This window comes from Nonomuraea sp. NPDC048826, from assembly GCF_043198225.1.
Taxonomy (GTDB): domain Bacteria; phylum Actinomycetota; class Actinomycetes; order Streptosporangiales; family Streptosporangiaceae; genus Nonomuraea.
Genome location: NZ_JBICUQ010000008.1, coordinates 376,817 through 389,308, shown reverse-complemented (window position 1 = coordinate 389,308; position 12,492 = coordinate 376,817). Strand labels below are relative to the sequence as shown.

Genomic DNA, 12,492 nt, shown 5'->3' with positions numbered 1-12,492 from the left:
GTCGACCCGGCCGGATTATCCTGGCACCGCGCCCGGAAATTAATCTCCGGGCGCATCACCGAGATGACGGAATCCATCGCCGGAAACGGCGGCCCAGAACAGCCAGATAAAGCACCCAGCCCGCGCCGACAATCGCCAGAGTGGCCACCGGTTGCCACAAAGACCCGGCCGCCAGTTCCGCCATCGCCCGACGGCACACCACCACCGTGATCGGCACCGTGTAAAAGGCGAAGAAGGCCAGGCCCAAAACCCGCCCCACGACCACGAACCACGCGTACACCCGCACACTCCGCCGCCCCCCGCCGCCCCGCCCGCGCAGATACGCCTGCGCGTCGGCCATCAGATTCTTGTTCCCGCTCGCGTTGGCGAACACGTAGTACACGTCCGTACGCATGAAGAACAGGAACTGCCAGACCACCTGCGCCAGGCAGATCACCATCACCAGCCGCGCGAGCGCCGACTCGGCCACCCACAGCACGCACGCCGACAGGCAGATCAGCACCCAGTCCACCCGCATCCCCGCCAGATAGGCGCGGTAGCGGGCCCGCCGCGGCACCCCCCACACCCCGGTCATCCGGGTCTGCACCACCAGGAACTGCAGCCGGGTGCCCAGCGACAGCTCCGCCCGCACCCCCAGCGACCGCGCCGCGGCGATGTGCCCCAGCTCGTGCAGGAGGACCAGCATCCACGACCCGGCCGCGAACGCCAGCGTGAACGTCAGACTTCCCTGCCACACCAGCGACGACACCCCGGGCCGCGCCCTCGGCTCGGCCACCGCCGCCGCCAGCGCGCACCCGGTGAGCAGCAGCAGCGCGACGTCCGCCGGACGGGAGAAGAACCAGGCCACGTGCCGGGGCCGGATCCGGTCCCACACGTTGGGCCGCCGCCCGGCCCGCCGCAGCAGCCCCGCCCCCTCCAGCCCGCCGACGAAGGCGGCCACGTCCACGTCCACCCCCCGCTCGGCCCGCACCCGCTCACGCGCCTGCGCCACCGTGCGGGTGCCGTCGAGCGCCGCCACCACCGCCGCGGCCACCGCCGGGACGTGCACGAACGTCTCCCCGTTGCCGATCACGTAGTCGTCCGGCCCGTCGGCCACCACCGTCAGGAAGGACAGATCGGTGTTCACCCGCAGACCTCGCACCCGTCGTAGCGCGGGAACTCCCTGATCGAGGTGGTCAACGTCAGCAGGTCGAGCCAGACGCTCCGCCCCTCCACCGCCGGGGCGCCGGCGCCGGCCAGATAGCGGATCACCTCGGAGGCCAGCATCCCCGACACGATCTGGCACAGCGGCCCGAAGGCCGGGATCACCCGTTCCGGGTTGTCGCTGAGAGGCAGCTCGGCGCCGCCGTACCGGGCGGCCAGCGACCGTTCCTGGCACACCAGGCAGCCGGTCTTGCCGGGCACCACGAGCGGCCCGACCAGCCCCACGTGCTGGTTGAACCCGCCCGTCACGAACGGCACCCCGGCCTCGACGCAGGCCCGGTTCACCCAGCGGGCGACGTCAGGCCGCGGCGTGTCGACGGTGCTGACCACGAGGTCGGCCGCCGTCACCACGTCCCCGGGCCCGGCGATACGCCGCTCGACGGCGGTCACCCGCACCCCCGGGCGGTGCGCCCGCAGCCGCCGCGCCGCGGCCGCCGTCTTGGGCTCGCCCACGTCCGCCGCCGTGTACAGGTGCTGGCGGTGCAGGTTGCTCACCTCCACCCGGTCGTGGTCCAGCAGCGTGAGCCGGCCGACGCCGCCGGTGGCGAGCTGGAGCGCGACCGCCCCGCCGATCGCCCCGACGCCCAGCACCGCCACGTGCGTGCGGCGCAGCTCGGCGAGCGCGGCGGTGACCTCGGCCGCGGGCCGGAACATCGACAGGAACAACGCGAAGCGGGAGAGCCCGGCGTCGGCCGCCAGCGCGTCGAGCTCCTCGCCGGTGACCAGGACGCGGGCCTCCAGCAGCCGCGCCACCGCCGCGTCGACCTCCTCCGGCGGCACCTCGCCGATCAGCGCGTACAGGTCGGCCTGCTCGACCGGTTCGCGGGCGCACAGCCAGATGAGGCGGCGCAGCGGCGCGGCGGCCGGATCCAGGATCAGCCCGGTCGGCGGGAAGTCCCCCAGCCGCACCTGCTCATGCGCGTCATCAATGAAAAGCGGAAAAGCCGGATTCACCTGAATCCTGGGCATGAAGACGGCTCCTGTGAGCATGAAGGCGGGGCCCCACGAAGGGGGCCCCGCGACGGTCAGCAACTGTTGCTGTTACCGGTGGTCTCGACTTCTTCGACCTTCCTGATCTCGATCGTCATGCGCGATCCCTTCGTAGATCGTGTTGGCCGATGTGATCGTAAGGAGAATCACCGGGACCAGGGAGGCCCAATGACGTTCTGTGTGGCAATTGATGCCCTAAGTCGCAGGAATTCTCCCATTCTCAATTATTTGCCGAGGAAAACTCACATTGCCGCCCCAGTTCAGGGTGGGCGCCGCGTGACCGCGTTCGGTGGGCGCCGCGTGACCGCCCGACGTGGCACGGGCGGGACAAGCGCGGGATACTGCCGCGATGACTACCGAATACGTCCAGAGCGACCAGTTCCGTGGCGCCCGCATCCACCTGTCCGACCTCGGCGGTCTGGAGATCCGCGATTGCGAGGTCAGCGGCCTGAAGATCGTCGACTGCCACGGGAGCGACGTCTACCTCGGCGGCGCCTTCGAACGGCTCGTCGTCAACGATGTCGACGTGACCGCCTACGTCGAGGCCGAACTCGACCGCCGGCACCCCGCACGGGCGCTGGCGCGTGACGCCGCGTCCCCCGGCGACTACCGGGCCGCCTGGGATGCCGTCGAGACGCTGTGGGCGGCGACGATCGACCGCGCCCGACTGCTGCCCGAGGCCAAGCTGCACGAGCGGGTCGACGGTGAGTGGTCGTTCGTGGAGACCCAACGGCACCTGCTGTTCGCCGGCGACGCCTGGCTGGGCAACGCGGTGGCGGAGGAGGAGGCGCCGTACCACCCGTGGGGCCTCTGTTCCTGGATGCCGCCTGACGCGATAGCGAAGCTCGGCCTCGCCCTCGACGCCGCCCCGACGCTCGACGAGGTGCTCGCGCCGCGGCTCGCCCGCATGGCCACGATGCGCCGCGTCGTCGACGGGCTCACCGAGGCCGAGCTCGATCGGGTATGCGGCCGCAAGCCCGCGGATCCCTTCCCCGACCAGGAGTACGTCGTGCGCCGTTGCCTCAAGGTGGTGCTGAAGGAAGAGACTGAGCATCACCGCTACGCGGTGCGCGACCTCGCCGCGCTCGAGGCCCATGCCTGAACCGGAGGAGTCGACGATGAAGCCCGCGCGATTCGCGGGTTCGCGCTTGGCGGCGTGCCCACCCTGACCGGACCCTGAACCCGAGCGCGTCCGACTATGTGTGCGGGCACCTGCTGTCGACGCTGGTCGGCGTGGATCGAGCACAGGTGGATCTCACCGACCCGGAGTCGCGGCAGGAGCGGTTGGACGCGTTCGTCGCGCTCCTGCACGAGGTCGTGTTCCCGTGGTTCGCCGGCACCCGGGATCCGCGCGACCTGGCGGCCACGCTCGACGAGCGGACGCTGGCCGCCCAGCCGGTGAGCTTGGCCGAGTGGCTGGTCAGCCTGGGTATGCGCGATCAGGCGCGGCTGTTGATCGAGCGGTACTGGTGCTGGAGCCGACCGGTCACGAGAGGGTCCAGGCCGGGGCTGAGGCCGCGCGCGCCGGCGACCGGATCCTTTGGGGTGACGAGTTGGTAGCGGTGGGATGGAGCCGCGTGATGTTGGACCTGACCCGGCCCCTTTACATTGTAGATTATTAGGTTATCAGATATAAGATTACTACGATGGAGGGACACGCCTGGAGCCTGGAGGAGCCCGAGTGAAGTTCACCGTCGAGTACCCGGTCAGCGTGCCCGGCTACGACCCCGCCCTGGTCCGGCCCGACGCGATGCGACAGGTGGTGAGGGCGGCCGAGGAGGCGGGGTTCGCCGCGATCGGGTTCACCGAGCATCCGGCGCCGTCGAAGAAGTGGCTGGACGCCGGCGGGCACGAGACGCTGGACCCGGTCGCCGCGCTGAGCTACTGCGCCGCCGTGTCGGAGCGGATCCGGCTGATGACGTATCTGCTCGTGCTGCCGTACCACAACCCGTTCCTGCTGGCCAAGAGCCTGGCCACGGTCGACCTGCTGTCGGGCGGGCGGCTGACGGTGGTGGCCGGGGCGGGCTACCTGCGCTCGGAGTTCCTGGCGGCGGGCGTCGACTGGGCCGAGCGCAACACCCGCTTCGACGAGTCGATCGAGGTCATGCGGGGCGTGTGGACGACCGTGCCGTTCGACCACGAGGGGCCGATGTTCGAGGCGCACGGCGTGGCCGCCCTGCCCGCTCCGGAGACTCCAGGCGGGCCGCCCATCTGGATCGGCGGCAACAGCACCCTGGCCCGCCGCCGGGCCGCCCGTCATCAGGGATGGAGCCCCTTCATGACGACCGGGGAGCTCGCCCGTACCGTCAGGACCCCGGCGATCACCACGGTCGAGCAGCTCGCCGGGCATGTCGCGGAGGTCCGCGAGCTGGCCGCGGGGCCGATCGACGTGCAGGTGCGCACCCCGGCGCACGCGTTCATGATCGACGGCGGCTCCGTCGAGGAGCACCGCGACCACCTGGGCCGCCTGGCGGAGGCGGGCGTCACCTCGTTCGTCGTCCAGCCGCCCGCCGCGAGCGTGGCGGCCACCGTCGAGGCGCTGCACGGCTACGCCGAGACGTTCATCCGGTGAGGATCGTCCACCCGTGCGCGGGCACGACGCACGGGTCGGCGGCGTCCGGGTGGGAGCGTTCGGCGACCGTGAGGCCCGCGACGTCGACGGGGAACCGGTAGGGCTCCTGGCCGGTGTTCAGCAAGGTCAGCAGCCGGCCGCCGCCCACGCTTTCGAGCGCCATGGCCGTATTGGTCAGATGGGGCACGGCCGTGCGGGCGGCGGTCAGCCACGGGTGGCGCCGCCGCAGCCCGATCAGCCGCCGGTGCAGCCCGTGCACCGGCCGTCCGGCGGGGTCGAGATCGCCGGGGGCGCCGGGGAAGGCCGGCCTGATCGCGTCGTCGCCGCCCGGCCGGTCCTCCTTCAGCCCGCGCAGGCCCTGCTCGTCGCCGTAGTAGACGCTCGGGACGCCGCCCACGGTGAACAGCACGGCCAGCGCGTGGCCCAGATGGCGTTCGTCCGCCAGCCGGGTGGCGATCCTGGTCACGTCGTGGTTGCCGACGAAGGTGAGCGGCACGAAGGACTCCATCAGGGCGTCGTGCCGCTCCAGCGCCCAGGCCAGCTCGTAGAAGTTGCCGTCGTTCAGCGAGCTCCAGACGGCCTTCCACAGTTCGTACTGGGTGACCGAGTCCAGCCCGCTCTCCGCGACGTAGCCGATGTAGTCGCCGTGGATCACCTCGCCGCCGAACCACGCCTCGGGGTGACGCGGGCGCACCTGGGCGAGCGCCTTGTGCCAGAAGGAGGCGGGCATCGCGTACGCGGCGTCCAGCCGCCAGCCGGACGCCCCGCGGGCCAGCCAGTGGTCGAGCACCCGGACCACGTGGTCGAGGACCTCGGGGTGGTCGTGGTTGAGCGCGACGAGGCCGTGGTGGCCCTCGAACGTGGCGTGGCCGCCGTCGACCGGCACGAACCAGTGCGCCCAGGCCGGGTCGCCGAATTTCGGATGGCCCCTGCCCACGTGGTTGAACACCCCGTCCAGGATGATCCGCAGGCCGTGGTCACGGGCGGCGCGCACCAGCCGGTCGAAGTCGTCCTCGTCACCGAGCCTGGGGTCGACGCGGAAATGGTCGACGGTGTCGTAGCCGTGCGTCTCCGACGCGAAGACCGGCCCCAGCTGCAGGCCCGAACAGCCCAGGTCGGCGGCGTAGCCGAGCCACGACTCCAGCCGCCGCAGACGGTGCCGCGCCGGCGTGCCGGGCTGCGGGGCCTCCGGCTCGGCTCCCGTGAAGCCCAGGGGATACACATGCCACCAGACGGCTCCCCGCTTCCACCACGTCACACCGATGAGCCTACGCCGACGGCCGGGACACGCCCCCGCGACCTCCGCTGACCGGCCACGATCCGGCGAACAGTACGATCAACGGGTGACCGAGATTACCGAGACCGCGCCCGGCTGGCTCGCTCCCGAGGAGCTCGAGTCGGTGCGCGGCCGCATGCCGATCCTGTACGTCGACGCGGTTCCGGTGCGGGTGGACGACACGGGCGTCGTGACCCGCGTCGGGCTGCTGCTGCGCATCGCGCCCGACGGGACCGTCAGCAGGGCCCTGGTCTCCGGGCGGGTGCTCTACCACGAGCGGATCCGCGACGCCCTGCTGCGCCACCTGGAGAAGGACCTCGGCACGGTCGCGCTGCCCAGCCTGCCCACGTCGCCGGTGCCGTTCACGGTGGCCGAATACTTCCCGACGCCCGGCGTCACGCCCTACCACGACCCGCGCCAGCACGCGGTGTCGCTCGCCTACATCGTGCCGGTCCGCGGCGACTGCCGGCCCCGGCAGGACGCTCTCGACCTGGTGTGGTTCACGCCGGAGGAGGCGGCCTCCCCCATGGTCCAGCAGGAGATGACCGGCGGCCAGGGGGTGCTGCTCAAGCAGGCGCTGGCGCACGTCGGCCGGCTGACCTGAGGCTCAGTGGTGCAGCCCCCGCTTGCCGGGGGCCCAGAAGGGCTTGACCTTGATCGAGGTCCGCGGCCAGTTGCGTTCGCGGACCAGATAGTTCCTGACGAGCTGACAGGTCCGCGCCTCCCCCGCCACGTAGGCGGCGCCGGTGTTGCCGGGCAGTTCCAGCGCGGCCAGCCCCGCCAGCAGCACCGGCGACGCCACGGCGGAGGCGCCGTGCCTGTGGACCCGCCGCAGGTCGTGCGGGCCGTCGAGGGGCAGTTCTTCGCCGGGCCTGTCGCTCTCCAGCACCCCGTACACCCGGGCCTCCTCCCCCAGCGCGCGGATCATCGGCCCGAACGCGCAGGCGGCCGTCTCCTCTCCCACGAACAGGTGGAAGTCCGCGTCGCGGGTGGCGAAGTCGCCCTGCGGACCCCAGAACGTCACCGGCTCGCCCGGCCGGACCGACTCCACCCAGCGCAGCCCGATCCCGTCTCCCCCGTACAGATGGGCGCGGAGCTCGATGGCGCGCTCGCGCGGCGCGTAGTCCCAGATCGTGTACGTGCGCAGCGTGTCGCCGGGCTGCAGCAGGCCGCGCAGCGAGAGCGGGTCGTTGATCTGGATCCTGACGTGCTGCCCGGGCGTGTACGACGGCGCGAGCGGCTCGTCCGCGACCAGGCGGATGCGCCGGACGGCGGGGGTCACCGGCTCGACGTCGGTCACGGTGGCCCGGGTGAAGTGCTTGGCGAAGATCGTGGTCAGCGGGTTGCGCCGTTCTGTCTTCATCCTTCTCCTTAATGCCTCTAAGTTTGCTTAGAGGCATTAAGGAAGCATAGGGTCTCCTACGTGTCAACCGATCACACGAGGAGGACGATGGCTGGGCAGCTCGCCGGCAGGCGCGAGCGGCAACGGCGTAACACGCTGGCCGAGATCCACGCGGCCGCCCGCCGGCTGCTGGTCACGCAGGGTCCGGCCGCCGTGACCATCAACGCGGTGGCCCGCGAGGTCGGCATGACCGGACCGGCGCTCTACCACTACTACGCGGGCCTGGACGATCTCCACGCCGCGCTGACCGCCGGCTTCTACGAAGAACTGGCCGCCGCCCTGGCCGCCGCCCGCGACGCGCACGCCGGGGCGCCCCCGGGCCGCCGCCTGCTCGTCGCGGCCCGTGCCATGCGGCAGTGGGCGATCACGCACCGGGCCGAGTTCGGCTGGCTGTTCGCCCGGCCCGCGCCCCCGGCCGGCGAGCGGCGGCCCGACTCGGCCGAACACCGGGCGGCGGTCGGCTTCGAGCAGGTCTTCCTGGAGATCTTCACCGAGCTGTGGGAGACCGACGGGTTCCGGGTGCCCGAGCCCGTCGAGCTCGCCCCCGGACTGCGCGACCAGCTCACCGCCTACTCCGCCGGGATCGGCGGCAGGCTGCCGCCGGAGGCCGCCCACGTCTTCCTCACCTCCTGGATCAGGCTGTACGGGCTGCTGTCCATGGAGGTGCTCCACCAGCTCAGCTTCGCCCTGTCCGATCTGGCGCCCGTCTTCGAGGAGTGCCTGCGCGAGCTGACGGACCGGCTCGGCCTGCCGTACGAGCCGCCGGCTTGACCTGGAGCGCGCTCCACTTCGTAGCCTCGGTCCCATGACCACAGCGCAGCAGAAGATCGGATCCGGTTTCGGCGCCCGCACCACGGCGCGTGAGGCGGTGCACGGCGTCGACCTCACCGGGAAGCTGGCGATCGTCACCGGCGGCTACTCGGGGCTCGGCCTGGAGACCACGCGCGCCCTCGCGGAGGCCGGGGCGCGGGTCGTGGTGCCCGCCAGACGGCCCGGCGACGCGCGGGAGGCGGTCGCCGGCATCGACGGGGTGGAGGTGGACGAGCTCGACCTGGCGGACCTCGACAGCGTGCGCGGCTTCGCCGAACGGTTCCTCGGCTCCGGCAGGGACGTGCACATCATGATCAACAGCGCGGCGGTGATGGCCGCGCCTGAGACCCGCGTCGGGCCGGGATGGGAGCTGCAGTTCGCCACCAACCACCTGGGCCACTACGCCCTGGTCAACCGGCTCTGGCCCGCCGTCCGGCGCGGCGGCGGACGGGTGGTGTCGGTGTCGTCGGGCGCCCACCGCATCACCGGCATCCGCTGGGACGACGTGCAGTTCACCTCCGGCTACGACAAGTGGGCGGCCTACGGGCAGGCCAAGACCGCCAACGTGCTGTTCGCCGTCCACCTGGACAAGCTCGCGGCGCCCTTCGGGGTGCGTGCGTTCGCCCTGCACCCCGGCAGCATCCTCACCCCGCTCCAGCGGCACCTGCCCAAGGCGGAGATGGTGGCGGCGGGCTGGATCGACGAGGACGGCAACCAGCTCGTCGACACCTTCAAGACGCCGGAGCAGGGCGCGTCCACCCAGGTGTGGGCGGCGACCTCGGCGCAGCTCGACGGCATGGGCGGGGTCTACCTGGAGGACTGCGACATCGCGGAGCAGGCCGACCCGACGGGCCAGGGCCCGGGCGTGAGCCCGCACGCGACCGACCCCGAGCAGGCGGCCCGCCTGTGGCGGCTCTCGGCGGACCTGACGGGCGTCGACGCCTTCGCCTGACCGGGACGTAGCAATGACCGGGACGTGGCAGTGACCGGGACGTGGCAGTGACCAGGACGTGGCAGTGACCAGGACGTGGCAGTGACCAGGACGTGGCAGTGACCGGGACGTAGCAGCCACCGGGCGCCTTCATCGGCGTCCGGCCACGGGGTGGTGTTACCTGCTTGCGGCCGGAGGTGGCGTCCGGCCTGGCGCGTCTCGGCGGTAGGCGCCCGGGGCCAGGCCGTACTCCCGCTTGAAGGCGTGCGCGAGCGCGTGCTCGGAGCCGTAGCCGACCTGGCCGGCGATGGCCGTGAGCGGCGTGTCGGTGTCGCGGAGCAGGCGGGCCGCGGTGGCGAGGCGCCACCAGGTGAGGTAGGCCAGCGGCGGCCGTCCCACCAGCGCGTTGAACCTCCGGGCGAACGCCGCCCTGGACAGCCCGCCCCGCCGGCCCAGTTCCTCGACGGTCCACGGCCTGGCGGGGTCGGCGTGCACGGCGCGCAGGGCCGCGGCCACGGCGGGGTCGCCCAGGGCCGCCGCCCAGCCGCCGGTCCGCTCCGCCAGCCAGGCGCGCAGGATGTAGAGCAGCAGCAGGTCGAGCAGCGCGGGAAGGGCCGCGTCGCCGCCGGGTCCCGGGGGCCCGTCGAGCTCATGGCCGAGCAGGTCGACGGTGGCGTGCAGCGCCGGGTCGCGGCCCACCTTCGCGGGCAGGTGCATGATCTCGGGCAGCTCGGCGAGCAGCGGGTGCGCCCGCTCGCGGTCCAGCCGGTAGCCGCCGGACAGCAGCACGGTCGTGCCGCCGGGCTGCGCGGCCGGGCCGGCGGTCAGCCGGTGCGCGGCGGCCCTGGGCAGGAACGCCACGTCGCCCACCGCGAGCGCCGCCGGCTCGGCGTCCGGGCCCAGCAGGACGCAGGAGCCCTGCAGCACGAGGTGGAACCCGGCGCCCTCCCCCGCCGGGATGCTGTCGGCGAAGGGCACCTTCCTGATGACGCGGCTGGCGTGCGGGCGACCGGCCCGCGCCGCGGCGACCGCGTCCGACAGCACGTCCATGCCGGGGAGCATAACGGGAGACGCTCCCGCAAACCCGGAGCATCCTGGCGGATCAGGCGTCTTCCGGCAACTGTGACGCCTGTCACGGCAGGACTCCCCTGATACACGTACTTTTCCCTGTTATCGCAGGTCGAGTGGGTAAATCCTGATCCGCGGCTGTTACTGAACGAAAGCGAGATCTCTGTCATGCCCACTGACCTCATCATCGACGCCGAGCGCACCGGCCGCCTGACGGACCGGTTGTTCGAGAGCACGATCGGCGCCCTGGAGCTCTACTCCGTGTATCTGGGCGCCGAACTCGGTCTGTACCAGGTGCTGCACGAGCGGGGCCCGCTCACGCCCGGCGAACTCGCGTCCGCGGCCGGCATCGCGCCGCGGTACGCCCGCGAGTGGCTGGAGCAGCAGGCCGTCGCCGCGTTCCTCGACGTCGAGGAGCAGGCCGCCGGCGAGCGCCGTTTCTCCCTGCCGCCCGAGCACGCCCGGGTGCTGGTGCACGCCGACGACCCGGCGTACGTCGCCCCGTTCGGGCACCTGGTGGCCGGCATCGGCGGCGTGCTCGACCTGGTCGCGCACGCGTACCGGACCGGCGGCGGCGTCCCGTACTCCTCGTACGGGCGCGCGTTCCGGCACGGGCAGGGCCACATCAACCGGCCCGCCTTCACCCACGACCTGACCGGTGAGTGGCTGCGGGCCCTGCCGGACGTGGCCGAGCGGCTGCGCTCCGCGCCCGCCCCGCGGGTGGCCGACGTCGGGTGCGGCCAGGGCTGGTCCACGCTCGCGCTGGCCCGCGCGTTCCCCAACGCCCGGGTGGACGGCCTGGACCTGGACGCGGCCTCCGTCACCGACGCGCGCGCCAACGCCGAGGAGGCCGGGCTCGACGACCGGATCCGGGTGCTGCACGCCGACGTGACCCGGCTGCCGGAGACCGGCCCGTACGACCTGGTGATCATCCTGGAGGCGCTGCACGACCTGGCGCGGCCGGTGGAGGCGCTGCGCGCGATGCGTGCCGCGCTGACCGAAGGCGGGGCGGTCCTGGTCGCCGACGAGCGGGTGGCGGACACGTTCACCGCGCCCGGCGACCCGGTGGAGCGGCTGATGTACGGGTGGAGCGTCACGCACTGCCTGCCCACCCAGCTGGTGGAGCAGCCGACGGCCGCGACCGGCGCGGTGATCCGCGCGGACACGGTACGGGAGCACGCGTCCGCCGCCGGCTTCGCCCGCTGCGAGGTGCTGCCGGTGGAGAACGACTTCTTCCGTTTCTACCGGCTGGACGGCTGACGTCCGGTCAGCGCCCGGTCCAGTGGGCCGGGTGTTCGAGGGCCGGCGGCAGTTTGGTGGCGGCGTCGCCCTGGGCGGCGCCGACCTGGGACCGGGTGAGGAAGAGACTGCCGGTGAGGTCCGCGCCGCTCAGGTCGGCGCCGCGCAGATCGGCCCCGATGAGGTCGGCCTGCCGCAGATCGGCGCCCTTGAGCCGGGCGCCGATCAAGTAGGCGCCACGCAGGTCGGCGCCGCGCAGGTCGGCTCCCTTGAGGTTGGCGCCCATGAGGTCGGCTCCCCTGCGGTTCTTGCCGCGCAGCCCGGCGCGGGCCAGCTCGCTGGCGCGCAGCAGCAGCGGGTTGACCCGTTCGCGGCAGGCGGCCACGTCGACGGCGAGGATCTCCTCGGGGGCGCCGCGGGTGAGCCGCTCGGTCTCCTCCTGGAGCGCCCGCAGGTCGGCGTGCAGGGGCCGGGCGGCGGGCAGCGCGAGCGCCTCGGCGAGGTACCACAGCAGCTCGTGCAGCTGCCGCACCACGGGGAAGACGGCGAACATCTCGCGGGCTGACCCGGGCCGCCGCCGCCAGTCGTGACCCTCGTACACGACCTGGGAGACCTTCTGCCCGGCGCCGAAGCAGTCGTAGGCGACGCATCCAGGGAATCCCTTGCGCCGCAGGTCGCGGTGGATGCCGCAGCGGAAGTCGGCCCCGAGGTTGCGGCACGGCTCGCCGGCCGCCTTGTCGACGGCGAAGTCGGCGGAGCGGGAGAAGGGCAGCGCCACGCAGCACAGTCCAGAGCAGTTCGCGCAGTCGGCTCTGAGATCGTGCACGCGCGTCGTCGCCCCCGGGGTCAGTCGTCCAGATCGGGCGGCACCGGCCGCTCCGGCTTGCCGAAGAAGGCCCTTCCCGACCGGCCTCCATGATACGGGCGAGAAGAGATCGGTTGTCCTGTCAGCAGGAGGAGCCCGGGTGATCAGTAAGTTGGCCCGGTACACCCCTACGACA

13 protein-coding genes are annotated in these 12,492 nt (G+C 72.5%); 7 read left to right on the top strand and 6 right to left on the bottom strand.

Going from position 1 to position 12,492, the window contains the following annotated elements:
• Positions 1–55 precede the first annotated feature (55 nt).
• On the bottom strand, positions 56–1,126 hold the full coding sequence (locus tag ACGFI7_RS29480) for a hypothetical protein (RefSeq protein ID WP_393410138.1): 1,071 nt from the start codon (positions 1,124–1,126) through the stop codon (positions 56–58).
• Positions 1,123–2,112 (bottom strand): TOMM precursor leader peptide-binding protein, encoded by a 990-nt coding sequence (locus ACGFI7_RS29475; RefSeq protein WP_393410136.1) that lies wholly within the window; start codon positions 2,110–2,112, stop codon positions 1,123–1,125. Before ACGFI7_RS29475 ends, ACGFI7_RS29480 begins: the two co-directional genes overlap by 4 nt.
• 430 nt (positions 2,113–2,542) lie before the next feature.
• Between ACGFI7_RS29475 and ACGFI7_RS29470 the strand changes: the two genes are divergently transcribed.
• The 3 genes from ACGFI7_RS29470 to ACGFI7_RS29460 all read left to right on the top strand — a co-directional run bounded on the left by ACGFI7_RS29470 (position 2,543) and on the right by ACGFI7_RS29460 (position 4,765).
• Positions 2,543–3,295 carry a DinB family protein gene (locus ACGFI7_RS29470; protein WP_393410134.1) on the top strand — a complete coding sequence of 251 codons (753 nt, stop codon included), beginning with the start codon at positions 2,543–2,545 and terminating at the stop codon, positions 3,293–3,295.
• Between the two features lie 131 nt (positions 3,296–3,426).
• Complete coding sequence (locus tag ACGFI7_RS29465; RefSeq protein ID WP_393410132.1) at positions 3,427–3,753, top strand: hypothetical protein; 327 nt, start codon at positions 3,427–3,429, stop codon at positions 3,751–3,753.
• Positions 3,754–3,874: 121 nt separating this feature from the next.
• Positions 3,875–4,765: an LLM class F420-dependent oxidoreductase gene (locus ACGFI7_RS29460; protein ID WP_393410130.1), complete on the top strand. Its 891-nt coding sequence runs from the start codon at positions 3,875–3,877 to the stop codon at positions 4,763–4,765.
• Here the strand turns inward: ACGFI7_RS29460 and ACGFI7_RS29455 are convergent.
• Positions 4,755–6,023, bottom strand: a complete 1,269-nt coding sequence (locus ACGFI7_RS29455) for an alpha-amylase family protein (protein WP_393410128.1) — start codon at positions 6,021–6,023, stop codon at positions 4,755–4,757. The genes ACGFI7_RS29460 and ACGFI7_RS29455 overlap by 11 nt on opposite strands.
• Before the next feature lie 85 nt (positions 6,024–6,108).
• Between ACGFI7_RS29455 and ACGFI7_RS29450 the strand changes: the two genes are divergently transcribed.
• Entirely contained in the window at positions 6,109–6,645 is a 537-nt protein-coding gene (locus ACGFI7_RS29450) for an NUDIX hydrolase family protein (protein WP_393410126.1), read from the top strand.
• A gap of 3 nt (positions 6,646–6,648) precedes the next feature.
• Here ACGFI7_RS29450 and ACGFI7_RS29445 read toward each other — a convergent pair whose 3' ends face one another.
• On the bottom strand, positions 6,649–7,404 hold the full coding sequence (locus ACGFI7_RS29445) for a siderophore-interacting protein (protein WP_393410124.1): 756 nt from the start codon (positions 7,402–7,404) through the stop codon (positions 6,649–6,651).
• A gap of 87 nt (positions 7,405–7,491) precedes the next feature.
• On the opposite strand from ACGFI7_RS29445, the gene ACGFI7_RS29440 reads away from it, so the two are divergent.
• Together ACGFI7_RS29440 and ACGFI7_RS29435 are read left to right on the top strand one after the other, a co-directional pair.
• On the top strand, positions 7,492–8,214 hold the full coding sequence (locus ACGFI7_RS29440) for a TetR/AcrR family transcriptional regulator (protein WP_393410122.1): 723 nt from the start codon (positions 7,492–7,494) through the stop codon (positions 8,212–8,214).
• 34 nt (positions 8,215–8,248) lie between these two features.
• Entirely contained in the window at positions 8,249–9,205 is a 957-nt protein-coding gene (locus ACGFI7_RS29435) for an SDR family NAD(P)-dependent oxidoreductase (RefSeq protein ID WP_393410120.1), read from the top strand.
• A gap of 156 nt (positions 9,206–9,361) precedes the next feature.
• Here ACGFI7_RS29435 and ACGFI7_RS29430 read toward each other — a convergent pair whose 3' ends face one another.
• Positions 9,362–10,234, bottom strand: coding sequence for an AraC family transcriptional regulator (locus tag ACGFI7_RS29430; protein WP_393410118.1), 873 nt, complete (start codon positions 10,232–10,234; stop codon positions 9,362–9,364).
• Positions 10,235–10,420: 186 nt separating this feature from the next.
• On the opposite strand from ACGFI7_RS29430, the gene ACGFI7_RS29425 reads away from it, so the two are divergent.
• Positions 10,421–11,512 (top strand): SAM-dependent methyltransferase, encoded by a 1,092-nt coding sequence (locus tag ACGFI7_RS29425; protein WP_393410116.1) that lies wholly within the window; start codon positions 10,421–10,423, stop codon positions 11,510–11,512.
• Between the two features lie 7 nt (positions 11,513–11,519).
• Here the strand turns inward: ACGFI7_RS29425 and ACGFI7_RS29420 are convergent, their stop codons facing one another.
• Entirely contained in the window at positions 11,520–12,269 is a 750-nt protein-coding gene (locus ACGFI7_RS29420) for a pentapeptide repeat-containing protein (protein WP_393410114.1), read from the bottom strand.
• Between the last annotated feature and the right edge of the window lie 223 nt (positions 12,270–12,492).

Excerpts from the sequence above, each read along its gene's own strand:
- ACGFI7_RS29445 (WP_393410124.1), bottom strand. The coding sequence starts at position 7,404 with ATGAAGACAGAACGGCGCAACCCGCTGACCACGATCTTCGCCAAGCAC.
- ACGFI7_RS29440 (WP_393410122.1), top strand. The coding sequence starts at position 7,492 with ATGGCTGGGCAGCTCGCCGGCAGGCGCGAGCGGCAACGGCGTAACACG.
- ACGFI7_RS29470 (WP_393410134.1), top strand. The coding sequence starts at position 2,543 with ATGACTACCGAATACGTCCAGAGCGACCAGTTCCGTGGCGCCCGCATC.
- ACGFI7_RS29435 (WP_393410120.1), top strand. The coding sequence starts at position 8,249 with ATGACCACAGCGCAGCAGAAGATCGGATCCGGTTTCGGCGCCCGCACC.
- ACGFI7_RS29430 (WP_393410118.1), bottom strand. The coding sequence starts at position 10,234 with ATGGACGTGCTGTCGGACGCGGTCGCCGCGGCGCGGGCCGGTCGCCCG.
- ACGFI7_RS29425 (WP_393410116.1), top strand. The coding sequence starts at position 10,421 with ATGCCCACTGACCTCATCATCGACGCCGAGCGCACCGGCCGCCTGACG.